The organism is Bacillus alkalisoli (assembly GCF_002797415.1).
In the GTDB taxonomy this organism is placed as follows: domain Bacteria; phylum Bacillota; class Bacilli; order Bacillales; family Bacillaceae_I; genus Bacillus_CD; species Bacillus_CD alkalisoli.
Genome location: NZ_KZ454944.1, coordinates 3,197,751 through 3,217,331, shown reverse-complemented (window position 1 = coordinate 3,217,331; position 19,581 = coordinate 3,197,751). Strand labels below are relative to the sequence as shown.

16 protein-coding genes are annotated in these 19,581 nt (G+C 34.7%); 15 read left to right on the top strand and 1 reads right to left on the bottom strand.

Annotation, left to right across the window (positions count from 1 at the left end; genetic code table 11):
• Window positions 1-3: 3 nt before the first annotated feature.
• The 11 genes from CDZ89_RS16090 (at window position 4) to CDZ89_RS16040 (ending at window position 14,863) form a co-directional block, all read left to right on the top strand.
• Entirely contained in the window at window positions 4-888 is an 885-nt protein-coding gene (locus tag CDZ89_RS16090) for an EamA family transporter (protein WP_100333999.1), read from the top strand.
• Window positions 889-948: 60 nt separating this feature from the next.
• Window positions 949-1,530: a hypothetical protein gene (locus CDZ89_RS16085; RefSeq protein WP_100333998.1), complete on the top strand. Its 582-nt coding sequence runs from the start codon at window positions 949-951 to the stop codon at window positions 1,528-1,530.
• 322 nt (window positions 1,531-1,852) lie between these two features.
• Window positions 1,853-3,118 carry a hemolysin family protein gene (locus CDZ89_RS16080; protein WP_096155442.1) on the top strand — a complete coding sequence of 422 codons (1,266 nt, stop codon included), beginning with the start codon at window positions 1,853-1,855 and terminating at the stop codon, window positions 3,116-3,118.
• A 129-nt stretch (window positions 3,119-3,247) separates the two neighbouring features.
• The gene (locus tag CDZ89_RS16075; protein ID WP_096155441.1) at window positions 3,248-4,237 is read left to right on the top strand and encodes a sodium:calcium antiporter; all 990 of its coding nucleotides are present in this window, start codon (window positions 3,248-3,250) and stop codon (window positions 4,235-4,237) included.
• Window positions 4,238-4,645: 408 nt separating this feature from the next.
• Complete coding sequence (locus tag CDZ89_RS16070) at window positions 4,646-6,466, top strand: GAF domain-containing sensor histidine kinase (RefSeq protein WP_227521534.1); 1,821 nt, start codon at window positions 4,646-4,648, stop codon at window positions 6,464-6,466.
• Complete coding sequence (locus tag CDZ89_RS16065; protein ID WP_096155440.1) at window positions 6,463-7,098, top strand: response regulator; 636 nt, start codon at window positions 6,463-6,465, stop codon at window positions 7,096-7,098. The genes CDZ89_RS16070 and CDZ89_RS16065 overlap by 4 nt, the downstream gene beginning before the upstream one ends.
• 282 nt (window positions 7,099-7,380) lie before the next feature.
• Window positions 7,381-8,838 (top strand): S8 family serine peptidase, encoded by a 1,458-nt coding sequence (locus CDZ89_RS16060; RefSeq protein WP_227521533.1) that lies wholly within the window; start codon window positions 7,381-7,383, stop codon window positions 8,836-8,838.
• A 37-nt stretch (window positions 8,839-8,875) separates the two neighbouring features.
• Complete coding sequence (locus tag CDZ89_RS16055; protein WP_100334321.1) at window positions 8,876-11,338, top strand: S8 family serine peptidase; 2,463 nt, start codon at window positions 8,876-8,878, stop codon at window positions 11,336-11,338.
• 253 nt (window positions 11,339-11,591) lie between these two features.
• Window positions 11,592-12,731 carry a S8 family peptidase gene (locus tag CDZ89_RS16050; protein WP_096155439.1) on the top strand — a complete coding sequence of 380 codons (1,140 nt, stop codon included), beginning with the start codon at window positions 11,592-11,594 and terminating at the stop codon, window positions 12,729-12,731.
• Window positions 12,732-12,871: 140 nt separating this feature from the next.
• Window positions 12,872-13,678 carry a pyrroline-5-carboxylate reductase gene (gene proC / locus CDZ89_RS16045; RefSeq protein WP_096155438.1) on the top strand — a complete coding sequence of 269 codons (807 nt, stop codon included), beginning with the start codon at window positions 12,872-12,874 and terminating at the stop codon, window positions 13,676-13,678.
• A gap of 114 nt (window positions 13,679-13,792) precedes the next feature.
• Window positions 13,793-14,863, top strand: coding sequence for an SDR family oxidoreductase (locus tag CDZ89_RS16040; protein WP_100333997.1), 1,071 nt, complete (start codon window positions 13,793-13,795; stop codon window positions 14,861-14,863).
• A 238-nt stretch (window positions 14,864-15,101) separates the two neighbouring features.
• Here CDZ89_RS16040 and CDZ89_RS16035 read toward each other — a convergent pair whose 3' ends face one another.
• Window positions 15,102-16,859, bottom strand: a complete 1,758-nt coding sequence (locus CDZ89_RS16035; RefSeq protein WP_096155436.1) for an ABC transporter ATP-binding protein — start codon at window positions 16,857-16,859, stop codon at window positions 15,102-15,104.
• An 83-nt stretch (window positions 16,860-16,942) separates the two neighbouring features.
• Here CDZ89_RS16035 and CDZ89_RS16030 point away from each other — a divergent pair, with 83 nt between their 5' ends.
• The 4 genes from CDZ89_RS16030 (at window position 16,943) to uppP (ending at window position 19,558) form a co-directional block, all read left to right on the top strand.
• Window positions 16,943-17,566 carry a DUF3298 and DUF4163 domain-containing protein gene (locus CDZ89_RS16030; RefSeq protein WP_227521532.1) on the top strand — a complete coding sequence of 208 codons (624 nt, stop codon included), beginning with the start codon at window positions 16,943-16,945 and terminating at the stop codon, window positions 17,564-17,566.
• A 305-nt stretch (window positions 17,567-17,871) separates the two neighbouring features.
• The gene (locus CDZ89_RS16025; protein ID WP_096155435.1) at window positions 17,872-18,282 is read left to right on the top strand and encodes a fluoride efflux transporter FluC; all 411 of its coding nucleotides are present in this window, start codon (window positions 17,872-17,874) and stop codon (window positions 18,280-18,282) included.
• A complete protein-coding gene (gene crcB, locus CDZ89_RS16020) occupies window positions 18,275-18,661 on the top strand; it encodes a fluoride efflux transporter CrcB (RefSeq protein ID WP_227521531.1) in 387 nt (128 codons plus the stop codon). Before CDZ89_RS16025 ends, crcB begins: the two co-directional genes overlap by 8 nt.
• A 66-nt stretch (window positions 18,662-18,727) precedes the next feature.
• Complete coding sequence (uppP, locus tag CDZ89_RS16015; protein ID WP_096155434.1) at window positions 18,728-19,558, top strand: undecaprenyl-diphosphatase UppP; 831 nt, start codon at window positions 18,728-18,730, stop codon at window positions 19,556-19,558.
• Window positions 19,559-19,581: the final 23 nt, after the last annotated feature.

Here is a 19,581-nt window from a genome sequence, read left to right as displayed (position 1 = left end):
TAGTTGGGAAGATTAGGTGCCGTTTTGTTAGTATTGATTGCTGCAGTACTATGGGGGACTACTGGTACGGTTCAAACGTTTGCTCCTTCCTCTGCACATCCGATTGCGATAGGTGCAGTTAGACTTGCAATAGGTGGAGGGATGCTTTTACTTATTGTTATCATTCATAAAAAATGGAATGTTAATGGAATTTCAAAGCGGTTAGTTTTGTTAAGTGCGATTAGTATGGCTGCTTTTCAACCGTTATTTTTTTCATCTGTTAAATTAACAGGAATCGCAGTAGGAACAGTTTTAGCTATTGGAAGTGCACCTGTTTTTGCAGGATGCATTGAGTGGCTTATAAAGAAAAAAGCACCTTCGTTCAATTGGTGGCTTGCCACAATTATTGCTATAACCGGATGTATCTTGTTGTTTTCTAGTAGAGAGGCCGTACATACTGATTCACTTGGGATGATTTTTGCAATCTCTGCGGGATTTGCGTTTGCTTTATATTCGATAAGTAGTAAGCAATTATTACAATCTAATAATCCTGAGACTGTCGTAGCCATTGTTTTTACAACAAGTGCAATTCTTCTATCACCAGCACTGTTTATCTTAGAGGTATCATGGTTAACTGAAATTAGCGGTTTGACTACAGTTATTTACTTAGGTGTTTTTACAACTGCTTTTGCTTATCTTTGCTTCTCAAAGGGATTAGAAAAAGTGCAAGCATCAACAGCAGTAACCCTAACTCTTGCGGAGCCATTAACAGCAGCAATGTTAGGAACATTTATTGTTAAAGAATCCTTATCACCATTATCATGGCTTGGTGTGTTATTAATTTTCTTTGCCATAATTGTACTTTCATTTCCAACTAGAAAACGTAACCGAGAAGTTAAAGCTTTTTAACATGAAACCACCTGTTAAGCTCAAACGTCAAATAGATCAAAGGGCTTTATAGGAGGAATTATGAAAAATATCATTTTGTTATTGTTGTTATTATTGGGTCTATCTTCTTGCTCTATTTCTACAACTACGAAAGAGTATGAAAAATTCAATGTCAAAACTGCAGAGCTCGTTATTACATCAAGCTCAGGAGATTCTATCTCTCCATTTTATAGTTCAAGTACATATATTTATGATGAAGACTTTCCAATTCCAGAACATCATAAAGCTGACATGGAAAAAGATTTTGACGTTCGTCATGGTACAGGCGCAAGTTTAGACATGGTTACGGAAGAATTGAAAATGTTAGTTTTAAAGAAGGATGTAAAAATACTAAATCCTTTCCATGGCTTAGAAGTAGTTGATTTTACCGCAGTCATATTTACAGAAACTTTAGATCCAGTAAAATTATTAATAAAAGGTGAGAAGGCAAAACAGCCTTTTACTAACGAAGAAATACCAGAAGAATATTTAGCGATGATTGATGAATTAGAGGATGAGGAATATCTTTATGTACCGAATGAAAAAGGAAAGTACTACTATGAAGTAAATATATTATGGTACCAAAATAATCAGAGTGTTTATTTTGCAATAGAAAGAAAGTAAAGAGGTGTTTTTACGGCACTTTCTTTTTTATTATTAAAATAGCTATGTTAAAGCTTAGTGCTGATATTAAATTACTAGTTAGCTGTGATTTCCGTGCAATGCGGAGACTCCTGTGGGAGAAGCGGGAACCGGGAGACACCCCGCAGGCGCGATAGCGCTGAGGAGGTTCCCTAGCCGCCAGTGGAAAGCGGAGACTTGCACGAATATCAACAGCGGTCTTAAACACAGCAAATAAAATAGTAAAAAATTATACAATTAAATTGCTAAAATCGTAATTTCAGAATATATTTATAGTAATGATATTTAGGAGAGTGATGAGATTTTGGACAGTATACCCTATGACTCGATTATTTTGTTAGGGGCATTATTAATTCTTTCAGGTTATTTTTCTGCTTCGGAAACAGCTATTACGAGCGCTAATAAAGTTAGATTGCGCAATCAAGCAGAGCACAATAAAAAAGCGAAAAGATCTTTAGATATAGCAGAGAACTTTGATCATAGCTTATCAACTATCTTAATCGGTAATAACATTGTGAACATTGCGATGGCGACAATCGCTACAAAGATTGCTACAGATATGTGGGGTAGCAACAACTCTACTTTATTAGTGACAACATTGCTCATTACGTTACTCGTATTAGTTTTTGGAGAAATTTTGCCAAAATCGTTTGCGAAACAATTTGCAGAAAAGTACTTGTTATTTATTTCTACGTCCTTAACAGGAATAATGAAAGTGTTCTTCCCAGTTACATGGCTGTTCGTCCAATTAAAACTTGGTGTCAATAAGTTAATTGGTACACGTGCTTCTGAGCCTACTGTAACAGATGAAGATGTTAAAGCGCTTGTTGAGATTGGGGAAGAAGAAGGAACATTTCTCTCACAAGAAAAAGAACTTTTGCACAATGCCATTGAATTCGATGATATTGTTGTAAATGATATCATTACACCTAGACCTGATGTTGTTGCAGTGTCAATGGATATGCATATTGACGAAATAAAAGAAATCTTTATTAAGGAACAATATTCTCGTTTACCAGTATTCGAAGATACAATTGATAATATAATTGGTATCATTTCACATAGAGACTTTTTTGCTCAATATGTACAAAATCCTAATTTTTCAATAAAATCTATTCTTAGAAAACCATACGTAGTAATCGGCTATATGAAGATTTCGAACTTATTAAAAGAGCTTCAAAAAACAAAAAATCATATAGCGATTGTTATTGATGAATATGGTGGTACTGCAGGTATCATTTCTATGGAAGATATTATTGAAGAAATTGTAGGTGAAATATGGGATGAACATGATGATAACGAAACATTCATTGAAATCATCAAAGACGGAAAAGTTAGAATGGACGGAAGAGTTCCTGTAGAAGAATTTTCTACATTTGTCCCAATCGATGTAAATGAAACAACATCCATCACATTAAGTGGTTGGATTTCCGAAACATTAGGTTACCTACCTAAAAAAGGGGAAGTTATGGATTTTGACAATGTATTGATTTTTATTGAAGAAGTAAGAAAGAATAGGATTCAAAAAGTTGTTGTAGAAACTAAATTACAATCCATTCATACTGCATAACCTCCTTTAAGATAAGGAGGTTTTTTATATCAATACAATGGGAATACATAATTTACCTATAGCGTTTTGAAAAGAAATACAAATACTAATTCGTATCAAACAATTTGATACAGAAAGAGGTATGCTAAGTTGGTATACGTTTATTTTATTATGTCCGTCCTTGCAACAATTATCATAGCAACAAAGCTTTCTAAATATGCTGATGCCATCAGTAAAAAAACAACCTATGGAGGAGCATTCCTCGGAGCAATTTTACTTGGAGGAGCAACCTCCCTTCCAGAAATTACTACAAGTTATACAGCAGCGATAATCCATAACCCTGATTTAATACTAGGTAACATTTTAGGAAGCAACCTGTTTAACCTTTTGACATTAGCCTTTTTAAATATTTATTTTATAAAGAAAAGGATTTTTCAATATAAAACGAAGGAGCATTTATACGCTGCGTTATTAGGATTATTTTTAACCGTGTATTTATTATTCGGTCTTTACATAAAGTCCGATATACAAATTTGGGGTGTTGGTTTAGACTCCATCTTGTTACTAGTAGGATATGGTTTTGGTCTTTGGTTATTATCTAAAATTCCAAATGAGCAAACAGGAGAAGAAAAGAAACCAGAACCTAACAGCGAAGTTTTACAGTCAGGTTCTCTAAGAAGTACTACTGTTAAATTTGTCATTAGTTGTTTGTTAATTATGTTTTTTGGGACAATCTTAACGGTGACTGGTGACGAAATAGCTGTAATAACAGGACTTGGATCTAGTTTTGTTGGAATGTTTTTAATCGCTGTAACAACTTCTTTACCAGAAGTAGTAAGTTGTATTGTTGCAGTACGATTAGGAAATCCAAGCCTTGCTATAGGTAGTGTATTAGGAAGTAACCTCTTTAACCTTTTCGTACTAGGAAGTTCAGACTTTTTTTATCGATCCGGTTTATTGTTAGCTTCAGTAGATATCTTTCATTATTTATCTACCATCACTTTGATTATTATGAATATAATCATCGTCTTTGTTCTAGCTAGAAAAACGCAAAGAACTCCTAAGTATGTTTATGTGTCCGTGATAGTTATTGCTCTCTATGTGTTAAACAGTTTGTATTTGTTCATAAAACCGTTTTAAATAGTAAATACGTCTAAAGTAGTAAATGTATACGTCTATTAGAGAATAGCTAATGTTAATTATGTTTTGTAATATAAATGATGTATCCCCACCAATGGATACAAACTAATTTAGCCATAGTTGGTCAGTGTACTTCATTCGACCAGCTATGTTTTTTTTTATACAATTGAGTGAGTTTCAATAATGTACAATTACTAAACGAAAAACGAATATTAAACCTATTCTTTATTGTAATTTACATTTTATATCGAACGTTTTTGAATTATAATAAACGGAACATTCGTTTTTCACTAAACGAACAGTAATTATGAAATTGATTCAATTAAAAGAGATATTTTATACTATAGACTTCATAGATTACATATAGCAAAATGTAATTATCACAATATTCAGATTGGTTGGGGTATAATGTTTTGTTTTAAGGGAGAGCAAACTATTGCTCAATTATATATGATGTTTATTTCAAGTATAGGATGGCTGCTGACTATTTTTTTATTTTTTCAAATGGACACAATCTCTTCTCCTGTAGAATTCATATTTCTATTCGTTTTTTTAGCTATATGTGAGCTATATCCAATGCCTGTACCTAAAGGGTTCTCTACTTTAACATTTCCAGTGCTTTATATGATTTATGTAGTGTATGGTGTAGAGATTACGGTCGTTTCCTATTTTATCGTGGTATTAGGTGTGAATTTATTACATAGGCGTCCTATTCGAATTATTTTTTTTAATCCTGCTCAATTAGCCGTGAGTTTATACTTAGCCCATTTAGCTCTACAGTTTATAAAACCTGTTTTCCTAACTGAAAATTTTATTGTGGAAGGAATTGTTGGTTTTTTTCTATTAATTACGTGCTTCTATTTATTAAATAATATTATTGTGGATATTGTATTAATTTTAAGGCCAGAAAGGTACACCTTCAAATTATGGAAACAAAAAGGAAAAGGAGAATTAATAAGTTTTACTGTTTCTTTTATTTATGGAGTTTTGATGCATATACTTGGTAGTCAAAACAGAGGAGAAATTGATATTATCTCTTACTTTTTCTTTTTTTCACCCTTAGTTGCGTTATCACTGTTGAGTTCCATTATTGTTAGACTTAGAAACGAAAAAAATAGACTAAAAAGCCTATTTGATTTTTCTTCAGAGTTAAATAAAGCAATTCCTAATAAAGATGGAGATAACATTACGCGTCTTTTAAAAGATTACATTATGGGGGACGATTGTATTCTGCTTCTTAAACATGATGAGGAAAAATGGGCAATTAATTCAATAAGAGGAAGTCTAAAGGAAGAAAATCTAAATATAAAGAAAATGGAATCAGTACGAGAACTGTTGGTTTTCGATAGTAGTTATCATAGTAAAGGGCCGTTACATGAATTTTTCTCTCCAACAGTTAAGGCAGAAGTATATGCTCCTTTATTAATTGATGAAGAGTTAGTAGGTTGTTTAATTGTTACAAAAACTAGAACAAAAAGTTTTACGGTAGAAGAGATAAGAACCATAGCCACGATAGCAAACCAATTAGCAATATTCTTTAAAACAAGGTTTTTATTTTTAGAAAAGGAACAAAGGGTTTTGTTAGAAGAAAGAAATAGAATAGCTCATGATATTCATGATGGAATTGCACAAAATCTTGCAGGTGCGGTGATGAAATTGGATACATCATTAAAAAAAATCCATACAAACACACCCGAAGCCATACAATTAATAGAAGATAGTAGTACTAACCTACGAAAAAGCTTAAGAGATGTTAGAGATTCTATATACGCTTTAAAGCCTTATCCAACAGAGCAGTTAGGATTTTTACAAGCAGTTGAGAAAAAAGTGTCAGAACTAAATAGAGATTCAAGCTTCAATATGAGAATTGACTTCAACATAAGAGGAGAAAAGGTATCTCTTAGTTCTATGACAGAAAAGATTATGTTTAAAGTGTTTCAAGAAAGTTTGCAAAATTGTATTAAGCATGCTTTAGCTACAAAAGTTAATATTCTCTTGAGCTATCAAGCGGATCATGTAGTCTTGAAGATTAGTGATAATGGAATAGGATTTTCTTTATATGGAGCAATGATAAAAGCGATGGAAGAACCTCATTACGGTATACTTCAAATGAATGAAGCAGCGGAGAAAATCGGGGCTGCACTCCAGATAGAGAGTAAGGAAAAGGAAGGAACAAACATTATCTTGAAAGTCCCTAAGATGGGACTAGAAGGAGTTGAAAAATATTGATAAAAGTAATACTAGTAGATGATCATGCTGTTTTACGAGATGGTCTAAAAACAATCATTTCTAATGAAGAGGATATTCAAGTTATTGATGAAGCGACCAATGGTAAAGAACTACTCTATATAGTAGAAAAAGAAATTCCAGACGTTATTGTGATGGACATTAATATGCCTGATCAAAATGGAATAGAATTAACGAGTATTATTAAAATGAAATACCCTACAATTAAGGTATTAATGTTGACTATGTATAAGCATGATGAATATTTTATGATGGCAATCAAAGAGGGAGCAGACGGATATTTATTAAAAGATTCCCCTTCTGACGAGGTGATAAGTGCGATTCGCACGGTTTTTAAAGGAGAGTCCGTTATTCATACTTCCTTGACAAAAAAACTTTTCACTCTACATCAAGTAGATAAAAAACAAGATGACAAAACACTTACCGATAGAGAAAAAGAAGTGCTACTTTGTTTAGTGGAAGGCTTAACAAACAAAGAGATTGCTAGCAAGCTATTTATAAGTGACAAAACGGTAAAAATACATGTAAGTAACATTTTTAGAAAATTAGAAGTGAAAAGTAGATCACAAGCCATAATCTATGCGGTACAAAATAAATTAGTACCTATGTTGTAAGAAAACCATAAACGTGAATTTATGGTTTTTTTATTTTTTAAAAATTTAAATTTTTTAAAAAATAAGGATTTTCTACTATATAAAAGGGGTATTAGAACTTTGTCACTATGAATGGAGTACATGTAAAGATAACGAAATGGAAGGAAATTATTAGTACCTTAGTAGTAAAAGAATAGTACTCAATTTCATTTCAAATATAACTGATGCATAATAGTACTCTATCTATTCATTGTGTCAAAATAAAGTAAAGTTAAAATATTCAAAAAAATTGGAGGGAATAGTTTGAAAAAATTTGCAATGATTTTTACTATTACATTTTTAGCGGTAGGTTTGTTGTTTAGTTCAATATCACCAACTAAGCATGCAAATGCACTTTTACTAAAGTCTACAGTCGGTTTACTGGATTCTACTCTAGATTCATTATTTAAAAATACAAATGGTCCAGTACAAGTAATAGTTACCTTTAACAGTGAAAACGGAGTACAAGAACATCAATTAGAACTATTAAGAAAAGCGGGAATTACTACAGGATTAACATTCGAAGCCTTACCATTTGCTGGAGTGTTAGCAACAAAGTCACAAGTAGAAGCATTATTAAAAAATGAAGAAGTGCTTTCCGTTTATCATAACGCTCCGATAAAGTATGAAAATGAAGCTGCAACCGATATAACTGGAGTTAATAAAGTTAGAACAGATGATACATTCCGTAAGTTAAATGGTGGGTTACCTGTCAGCGGTAAAGGAATTGGAGTTGTCATAAATGATAGTGGAGTTGACGGTACTCATAAAGACATCGAGTTTGGGCGGAACTTAGTTCAAAATGTTTTCGGTAGTGCAAACTTAAACGCTATTTCAGGTCTCTTACCTATTACCTATATTGAAAATGTACCAAATACAGACTCTGATTCAGGTCATGGCACTCATGTAGCGGGAACTGTTGGGGGTACTGGTGCCATGTCTGGAGGTAAGTATGAAGGAGTTGCTCCAGGTGCAAAACTAATTGGATATGGTTCAGGAGCAGTTGTAGCGATGTTAGATACGCTCGGTGGATTTGAATATGCTTTAACCCATCAACAAGAATATAACATTCGTATCATTACGAATTCTTGGGGAGCTACAAGTGATGCAGGAACAGCATTTGATCCAAAACATCCGATTAATATTGCTACGAAAAGATTGTATGACAGAGGTATTATCACCGTGTTTTCTGCTGGGAATTCAGGACCTAATGAATCTACTATTTCAGGAAACTATAAAAAAGCTCCATGGGTAGTTACTGTTGCAGCAGGAGATAAACAAGGAAATTTAGCAAACTTTTCTTCTAGAGGCTTAAAAGGTTATGGTGGGACAATTGAAATTGACGGAGTTTCATATAATTGGGCAGATAAACCAACTATAACTGCTCCTGGGGTAGACATTATTTCAACTAGGGTCCTATCTCCTCTTTCTGCTTTAAGCGCAACAAAAGATGTGGAGTATATTTCACCTGAGCATTTGCCGTATTACACAACATTTAGTGGTACTTCGATGGCAGCACCCCATGTAGCTGGAGTGATCGCATTACTTTTAGAAGTAAATCCTAACCTGAATTCTTTTGAAGTAAAAGACATATTAGAAAGAACTGCAACGAAAATGGATGGATATGAGAGCTGGGAAGTAGGAGCAGGTTATGTTAATGCCTATAAAGCTGTTGAACTAGCTTTCTCTTATCATGATAAGAAAAAAAACAATAGAAGATAATGCTACAAAAAAACTAATAGAAGAAAAGAGGATGAAAATGAGAAAAAGGTTGGCTGTTTTATGTGTGCTCGTTCTTATACTTCCGATGTTTGGGATTGGAAATGTGTCGGCAACTACTCAAAATAAGGTAACGGAAACAGTATTAGATGAGAAGTTACTAGATTTTTTATCTGGAACAGTAGATTTGGCTCAAGTAATTATTACATTTCATGGCGAGGATAAACCAACTGATTCGCAATTATCAATATTAGATAGTGTTGGAGTTACATCCGGTTTATCAATGAACTCTTTACCTATGGTGGCGGCACTAATAAATAAAGAACAGATGGAACAACTTGCAACACATGATGAGATTCGATCTATTTTCTTAAATGAAAAGCTTGATTATTATAATGCAGATTCCACAGCTTTAACTGGTGTAGATAAAGTTCGTACCGATTCAGAGTTTAGAAAACAAAACGGTGGATTACCAGTGTCAGGAAAAGGTGTAGGAGTTGTTGTGAATGATAGTGGTGTAGATGGAACTCATAAAGATCATGAGTTAGGGAGAAATTTAGTGCAAAATGTATTAGGAACTACAAATCTCCAAGGTATTACGGGAATTGTACCTCTTACTTATCAAGAAAACATAATTAACACAGATACAAATTCAGGGCATGGAACACATGTTGCAGGAACGGTTGGTGGAACTGGTGCCATGTCAGGTGGTTTACATGAAGGAGCTGCACCTGGAGCTAACTTAATTGGATACGGTTCAGGAGGTGCTTTATTTATATTAGACGGAATCGGTGGTTTTGATTATGCTATAACACACCAATTTGAATACGACATTCGTGTAATTACGAATTCATGGGGTTCTTCAGGCGATTTTAACCCTGATCATCCCATTAATATTGCTAGTAAGAAAGCATATGATAGAGGCATAGTTGTTTTATTCGCTGCAGGTAACGAAGGACCTGGAGAAAATACACACAACCCTTACGCAAAAGCTCCTTGGGTAATTTCAGTAGGAGCAGGAGAAAAGGATGGATCTTTAGCAAACTTCTCTTCAAGAGGTACAAAAGGAAAAGGTGGAACATTCGAAATGGACGGAAAGTCTTGGACCTGGAAGGACGAACCAGCAGTTGTAGCACCAGGAGTTAACATCATTTCAACACGAGTGCTTGCACCATTATCCGCTCTATCTTTAACAGATGACATTGAATTTATTGAAACAGCCCATTTACCTTACTACACTACAATGAGTGGTACATCCATGGCCACACCTCATGTAGCTGGAATAGTAGCATTATTATTAGAAGCAGATTCTCAATTATCGCCTGATGAAGTGAAAAATGTTTTACAAGTAACGGCTACGAATATGCCTGGATATGAATCTTGGGAAGTAGGAGCGGGTTATGTAAACGCTTATGCGGCAGTTGATATGGTGATGAACAGTAAAGATTACGGAACAACATTAAATAGTGATAAAGAGTTCAACTCTTATGTGGAAACAACTCAAACTTATGAAGATTTCTCAATAAACTATACGACTTTAACTTCAGAAAAGTATACTTTTACTGTGGAAGAAGGATTAACTAGTGTATTTGCAAAAGTGGATGGTAAAGGTTTATTAGGAGAAACAGGAAATCCTATTAACCTTGTTTTAACATCACCTGATGGAACCGAGTATAGTTCTGGAGTTAGTCTATTATTTGCATTATATACAGACAGAGTAGTCTTAGTATCGAATCCCATTCCTGGTCAATGGACGGCAGAAATAAGAGGACTAAGAGGAAATGAATTAAATCCAATCGGTATTGCTTTACCTGAAAAAGTAGAAGGTACATTATCTTTTATAAAAATTAATGGCTATTCGGGGTTAAACGATATTGATGGCCATGAAGCACAAGCTGCGATTCAAATGGGAGTAAAAGAAAGACTGTTCGATGGTTATAATGACGGAAGCTTTAGACCAGATGATAAATTAACAAGGTTTGAACTAGCAAGATATTTAGTAATGGGAGCAGGAATTAGACAAAATTTACCTTCCAATTCCACTTTTCAGGATGTAAATAAATCTGAAGCTCCATACGTAGAAGCAGTTGTAGCGACTGGTGCTGCACTACGCGACAAGCAACAAAAATCAAAAGGTGTTGTACTCTCAAAAGAAAATGGAAAGTTTGCTGGAAAAGGAAATGTTACGAAAGCAGAGTTAGCGTATTCTCTAGTACAAAGTTTAGGTCTTGAAGACAAGGCGAAGTCTCATACAGGAGATGTAACAGTTCAATATAACAACGAAAGAGTAGTACTTAAGGATCAAGCTGATATTCCTGCAGAATTAAAAGGATATGTTCAAGTGGCTTTAGATTTAAACATATTAAATGCTAATTTTTCCGTTACACAAGGAAGATTTGACTTAAAACCAAAGATTGAAGCAAGTTTTGCACCGAACGAAACAATAACTCGAGGTGGATTTGCAGTAGCCTTTACAAGATATTATCATGCATTTTTTCAATAAAGAGTAGAAAAGAGGAGGGGGATCCCTTCTCTTTTTCCTTACCATAAAGTTTCCTTTCTAATAGTATGAGTGAATAGTAATAGGTTATTTTGTTCATGAATTTTCCATGTTAAACCATTGGTCAAGTGATTAAAAAAAAGCCGTTTATTAACCATTTAATAGGTGGCACTTTCCCAATAACATTAATGAGAATCATATGCTACGATGAATATGTGTTACAAAACACAGACTATTCAAAAAATGGAGGTAGTGTATGAGAAAATCAAGTTTACGTAGTGGAGTTTCAGTTTTAGTTGCTTTTGTTTTGGTACTATCATTTGTATTTTTACCAGGAGATGCTCAGGCTAACGGAAAACCAGAAATGAAGGAATACTTAATTGGCTTTAAAGGAGCAGTTTCTGCTAACCATAAAAATGAGGTAGCAAAACTGGGAGGTAAAGTGGAACACCAATATAAATACATGAATGTAGTGCATGTAACACTTCCTCCTCAAGCTGTAAAAGCATTAGAGAATAATCCTAATGTGGCTTATGTTGAAGAAAATGTTAAATACGAAGCAGTAAGTCAAACAGTTCCTTATGGAGTTACACATATTAAAGCGGATGTAGCGCACTCCCAAGGGATAACTGGAAATGGCGTAAAAGTAGCTATCTTAGATACTGGTATTGATGCAAGTCACCCAGATCTAAATGTTGCTGGTGGTGCTAGCTTTGTATCAGGTGAACCGAATGCATTAACAGATGGTAACGGACACGGTACACATGTTGCCGGAACAGTTGCAGCATTAAACAATAATGTAGGTGTTTTAGGTATAGCGTATGATGTAGACCTATATGCGGTAAAAGTATTAGGTAGTGATGGAAGCGGTACGTTAGCTGGTATTGCTCAAGGTATTGAATGGTCAATTGCTAACGGTATGGATGTTATTAACATGAGCCTTGGTGGAAGTACAGGATCCTCCACTTTAAAACAAGCTAGTGACAATGCATATAATAGCGGAATTGTTGTAGTAGCTGCAGCTGGAAATAGTGGTAACTTTTTTGGGTTAATAAACACGATTGGCTATCCTGCTAGATACGACTCAGTTATTGCTGTAGGGGCAGTCGATGCGAATAACAACCGTGCTTCTTTCTCTAGCGTAGGAAACGAACTAGAGGTTATGGCCCCAGGTGTAAATATTTTAAGTACATTACCGGGGAATAGTTATGGTTCCTTAAATGGTACATCAATGGCATCTCCACATGTTGCAGGGGCAGCTGCATTAATGCTAGCTAAGAACCCGAACTTAACAAATGTTCAAGTCCGTCAAAAATTGAGTCAAACAGCAACAAATCTCGGAAGTAAATTTTATTTTGGAAATGGTGTAATTAATGTGGAGAAAGCTCTACAATAAATAAAGAACTATTAGAAACTGGACCTGCCTACATCATTTGTTAGGCGGGTTTTATTTTGTTATTTTCCACTAACATTTGTGCAACCTTATTCCCTCTTGTATAATCAAAAAGGATATTTACCGAAAGGAAGTGCACACTGATGAATCAATCAATTGGTTTTATTGGTTGTGGAAAAATGGCCCAAGCCATCATACAAGGACTGTTAAGCTCAAAAGTAGTTCAACCAAGCCAAATCATAGCAAGTGCTAAAACTATTGCCACAAGAACTCATGTACAAAAGGCTTTCAACATACAAATAACAGAAAATAATAGAGAAGTAGCCGAGGTTGCTGATACAATTATTCTTGCGGTAAAGCCTGACTTACATAAAGAAGTAATTGAACAAATTAAAAACTACATTCAACCAAACACAATTATCGTTACGATTGCTGCAGGCATTACACTAAACTTTTTGGAAACGCAATTCCAAAAACAAGTGAAAGCTATTCGTGTTATGCCTAATACCCCTTCTTTAGTTGGTGAAGGGATGAGTGCAATATGCGTAAACGAACAAGTTAGTGAAAACGAACTCACACTAGTGACTCAAATCTTTGAGAGCTTTGGTAAAGCGGAATTAATTGAGGAAAAGCTAATGGATGCCATTCCAGCAGTTAGTGCTTCTTCACCAGCGTACGTGTATATGTTTATTGAAGCTTTAGCAGATGGAGCGGTAAAGCAAGGGATACCACGAAAGCAAGCGTATAAATTAGCGGCACAGGCAGTGTTAGGTGCTGCTAAAATGGTATTAGAGACAAATCAGCATCCAGGTGAGCTAAAAGATAACGTGTGTACACCTGGTGGAGCAACGATTGAAGCAGTAGAAGCTCTAGAGAGAACTGGTTTTAGAGCTAGTGTTTTATCCGCGATGGAAGCATGTACGAAAAAATCAAAAGGGTTAAGTGATTGAGTATATTTTTTTATTACTAAATTTAACTAACACTTCCAATAACTAGTTTTGTATGAGTGAAAAAAGTGTATTAAGATAATGAGAGAAGTCTTTTACCTTGGAGGTAATGCATAAATGAATATATTCTTAACAGGTGCAACAGGTTTTCTTGGTGGAAAACTTATTCGCCAATTATTAGATAAAGGTCATTCGCTACACATTTTAGCTAGAAATATAGATAAAGCGGAAAGATTAATAGAATCTGTCTCCAGCAAAGAACAGCATAATATTACGATTTATAAAGGAGACATCACGGGAAAGAATCTCGGATTAACGAATGAAGCAATTCTTAACTTAACAAACAATGTAGATGTTTTCTATCATCTGGCAGCATTAGTTAAGTTTGATGAAGAACTACGTGACACTTTAATGAACATTAACTTACAAGGTACGAAAGAGGCTTTAGCAGTAGCAAAAAAGCTTGGGGTTAAAAAGTTTTTTCATGTAAGTACTGCCTATACAGTTGGTACAGACAACGTAGGATACGAGTCACTTTCACAACCAGGACGTGAATTTTTTAATCCGTACGAAGAAAGTAAAGCTTTAGCAGAACATGAAGTTTTCGATATGCAAGAGGAAATGGAAGTATCTATTTTTCGCCCATCAATTATCGTCGGGGACTCGAAGACAGGTGAAGCTGATTCGGAATTTACTCTGTACGGCTTCATGCGAGGGCTTGAAGTATTTAAGAAACGGCTGGAACGTAAAAATCTTCTAGAAGGAAGAAACATACACTTAATAGGAACAAAAGATGGCACGTCTAACTTAGTTCCAGTTGATTATGTGGCTGATATTTTAGCACTAGCTATTGAAAAAGCAGAAAAAAATAAGATCTATCATATTACAAATCCTGTACCTAAAACCAATCAACAAATTTTAGAAACAATAAAACAACATCTAGAATTTGGTGGTTTACAAGTGTTAGAAGTAGAAAAAGCATCTATCTTAACGAAAGAAGAAATTCAACTAAATGGCATGATAAAAGTATTCCAACCGTATTTAGATCGCCATATAAAATTTCACGATGAAAATACGCAGCAATTCATTAATGGAACAAACATCTCCCACCTTAACATGACAGATGAAATGTTAAACATCATCATTAGTGCGTATTTCCAGCTAAATAAAGAAAAAGTTACTGTTTAATGAAAAAGTGACGGTGACAAAAACCGTGAATTAAAAGAAAGAGGCCCCCGAGAATTATTGGTTCTGGGAGCCTTTCCTTATTGATAGAACAAAGGTAGAAGCCTATCTGATAGAAAGTCCGGAAGCACACTCTACAAAAGAATGATGAACTTCATAGGCCTTATGAAGTTCAACTAAGATAAAATATGGAGGCAAGATGAACTTCATTACCTTTTTTGTCCCATCCTCTTTCTTATTCTTAGTCCTCTAACCTTAACTGTGCTGTCGCTAGTTTTTGATAAAGTTCATGGTGTGCTAGCAACTCATCGTGTGTTCCACTACCTGATACTCTTCCATTTTCTAAGACAATTATTTGATCAGCATCAATGACCGTTGATAATCGATGAGCTATTACGAGTGTCGTTCTTCCAGTCATTAGTTTTTGTAATGCTTGCTGCACGAGTACTTCAGATTGCGAGTCTAGGTTTGATGTGGCTTCATCCAACAATAATATTCTCGGATTGCGGATAAATGCTCTCGCAATGGCAAGTCGCTGGCGCTGACCACCAGAGAGTTTAATTCCCCGTTCTCCAACTTCAGTCTCATACCCATCTTCTAAATCTTCGATAAACTCACTAGCATTTGCTAACGTTGCGGCGTGTTTTATTTCTTCCAACGTAACATCTCGTTGCAAGCCGTAACAAATGTTCTCTCTAATTGTCCCTGACATTATGGGACTTTCTTGAGATACATATCCAATTACCGTTCGCCATTCTCCTAAAGAAATGTCATTCACATTTTGGTATCCGATCTTCACATTACCGCTAGTTGGATCATAGAACCTTTCAATTAAAGAGAATATCGTTGTCTTCCCAGCACCACTAGGCCCAACAAATGCTGTTGTTTTACCACTAGGCACTGAAAACGAAACATCGTGGAGGATTGTCTTCCCATTACTATAGGAAAAAGTCACTCTTTCAAATGTCAAATCAGCTTTGGGGTCTAATGTAAAAGGCTCTTTAGATAATTCTCTTTTTTCTGTATCCATAGAAAGAATCGTTTGTATCCTTTCTGTAGCACCCATCGCTTTTTGAAAAACAGTGAAAAAACGAGCCATTTGACTAAATGGAATGACAATTTGAAACATGTAAATGATGATTGCCACAAGTGCACCTGGTGTTAAGTCGTTGGAAGCTACTCTTACGCCACCATATCCAATTAATATGACTAACACGAGCATCATAATAAACGTCATAAAAGGAGAGATAATAGCTTGTATTTTGGCTTCTTTTAAACCGAACTGAAACAAGTGGTTAATTCTTTCTTCACCTATTTTTTCTTCTCTTTCTTCCGCTCGATAAGCTTTCACAAGTCTAATCTCCGACAGAACTCTTCCTAAGTTAGCGGTAAAGCCTGCCATTTCATCTTGCATCCCTTTTGATACTTTGTACATTTTCCTACCTAGCGGAATAATAATAGCAAGCGACAGAGGGACAGCCAATAATAAAATAACAGTCATTCTCCAGTCGATATAAAGAAGTATTAGAACCGAACCAATAATCGAAATGATTCCAGTAATAAAGCTAACAAGTTGTGAAGTAATAAGTTGCTTTACTGTATTCGTGTCTTGAGTAAGTCTACTCATCGTTTCTCCGGATTCATTTTGGTCAAAAAATGGTATAGGGAGAGCTAGTACGTGTTTCCACAAGTTGTTACGAATACTCGCTACAATTTTTTCTCCTATGTAACTTAATAAGTAAAAGGAGAAACCTGCAGAAATGGTTTGCACAACAAAAGCCGCTGCTAAAAATAAAATAGTAGAGACTTGAAAGGATGTTGTAGAAAGTTCATCGACTAAAAACATAGTAAATACTGGAACAACTAATCCTGCAATAGTCTCTATGACACTAATAGTAAGAGCAATTGCTAGCAATCCTTTTGGCACATTAGAACCTTTAATAAATTGCAAAAATGATTGCCAGTTTACTTGCTGTTTCACTTCGTTATCTTTTTTCAAAATAATCTTTTCTCCTTACATACTGTTTTGATACAAGCCACGTGTGAATATAGTATAGAAGACACAAATAGGGTGGTGATGGCTTGTTCACTTTTATTCCGCCAGCAATCGTGAAAACAGGAAAACAGCAACTTTCTCCAAATTGGATTGTTTATTTTCCGGTTATAAGTGGCATACAAAATCGTACATTTGCGTTAACGATTAACAGAGAAGTTGCACAATTAATTCATAATCAAATAAAACAACAAACAGGTGAACAATATGCGAATGTTCATGAGCTATATAGCTGGTTCGGCTTAAAAACGAACGAACTTGGTGTGTTAAGTTTGACTATTAACAATTATACCTACTTTCGTCAAGCCGCACACGGTTTAACTGTAGTAAAATCATTAACTTTTGATACAGAACGTGGTAAAAAATACACGTTAGCTGAATTATTTAAGCCTGGGAGTAACTATGTAGGTAGAATTTCAAAAATCATTAAGGGACAGATTGAAGCAAGAGAGATCCCTACGCTAGAACCATTTACAAAAATAAAGCCAGATCAAGATTTTTATATTGCCGATAAATTGTTAGTAGTGTATTTCCAAGCATATGAAATTTCACCATATGTCGTTGGTTTACCTATGTTTCCGATTAATGTGTTCGATTTACAAGATATATTAAATGAAGAAGGGCCATTAGCTAAAATGGCAACAAACAGTTAAACAGAAGTAACGACAAAGACACTTGTGGACTTCCACAAGTGTTTTGTTCATTTATTACAGTCTATAAGTCTAGTGAGTTTCATAATGTACAATTACTAAACGAAAAACGAATATTAAACCTATTCTTTCATATAATTAACGTTTTATATCGAACGTTATTTAATTATATTAAACTTTACATTCGTTTTTCACTAAACGAACAGTATTATGAAATTGATTCATTCAAAGTGGGAGAAAATAGTTAAACATCTACAAATTTTCATTTAAACTATAGATAAGTATCTTTTGGAGGGTTAGGTGTTTTAATGACAAAAAACTTAATTGCGATTTTTTTGGGAGGGGCAATAGGAGCGTTGCTTCGTTATTACATAAATTTAGGAACAATTACGATGACTTTTCCCATAGGTACTGTCTTAGAAAATTTAATTGGGAGTCTTCTGTTAGGTTTACTCACGGGTTTCCTAATCAAAACAACGATCAGTGAATGGTTAAAAGTCGGTCTTGGAGTAGGTGTTTGTGGAGGCTTTACAACGATGTCCACATTAGCAGGAGATGCAAATATTTTACTTATGAATGGCTCTTTAGATTATGTCATCTTGTACATATTAACTTCTGTATTGGGAGGAATATTGCTAGCAGCAATTGGAGTTTATTTTGGATTAAGAATTGGTATTAAAGCTTTAGAGAAGAAAAAGAAGGTGTACGGGCATGGATAATATATTTCCTGTTTTAATCATGATTAGTGGAGGGCTAGGAGCAGTGGCAAGATATATAGCGGGCGTTTGGATAATGAAAAGGTATCCGACTCCGATTATTCCTATTGGCATGCTAGCTGTCAACGTTATTGGATCATTTTTTCTAGGAGTCTTGTATGGGATGATTTATGAAGAACCTAATGTGTTATATCAAAATCCATATTTTGTAACAATAGGTATAGGCTTTCTTGGTGCTTTCACCACGTTTTCTACTTTTAGTGTAGAGGTAGTTCAGTTAATAAAAGAAAAATTGTATAAAAAAGCTGGTCTATATGTTGCAGTAAGTGTTATTGGCTCTATACTAAGCTTTGCATTAGCATTTATTTTAATGAAAATTTAATACAAAAGTAGAATGCTTTTTATGATACAATAGGAGAGGATTTTCTAGAGAGGGAGATATTTTTATATGTCAATTTTAGAAGCAATTATTTTTGGAATAGTACAAGGTATTACTGAGTTTTTACCCATTTCAAGTACAGCTCATATTGTCATTACACAGCTTTTACTAGGATACAATTTCCCGGGTTTTGCGTTTGAAATTTTTCTACACTTAGCATCCATAGTAGCTGTAGTAATTTATTTTAGAAAAGATTTATGGAAAGTAATTACCGGATTCTTTCGTTATTTTAAGCAAAAAACTCCTGAAAACAAAGCGCAATTTTGGTTTGCCATATATATAGTTGTAGCAACTATTATTACTGGTGGGTTAGGCGTAGTATTAAAAGATATCTTTGACGAGTCAATGAAAAGACCATTAACAATCTCTATTACTTTAGCTATTACTGGTGTAGCTTTAATTTACATTGAGCGTTTCCACCGTTATGGTACTCGCGAAGAGAAAGATATGACTTTAAAAGATTCATTTATTGTTGGTTTAGGACAAACAATTGCGGTGTTTCCGGGAATTTCACGTTCCGGTGCAACGTTAGTTACAGCACTACTTGCTGGATTAAGTCGTGAAACAGCAGTACGTTATTCATTCTTGTTATCCATTCCAGTTATTTTAGGATCTACTGTATTAGCTTTCGGAGACGTTACGACTGACATGTTATCAGCTATTGGAACTCCAGCATTAATCGTTTCCTTTATTGTTACATTCATTTTTTCTTGGTTAGGAATCGTCTGGCTCATTGATTTCTTAAAGCGTAGTAAATTAATTTATTTTGCCATTTATTGTTTTGTAGTTGCAATTTTAGTTTACGTATTTATCCCTGCAGACACTGTTATGAATCTATAAAAAGAAAGGAGCCTGACTTAGTA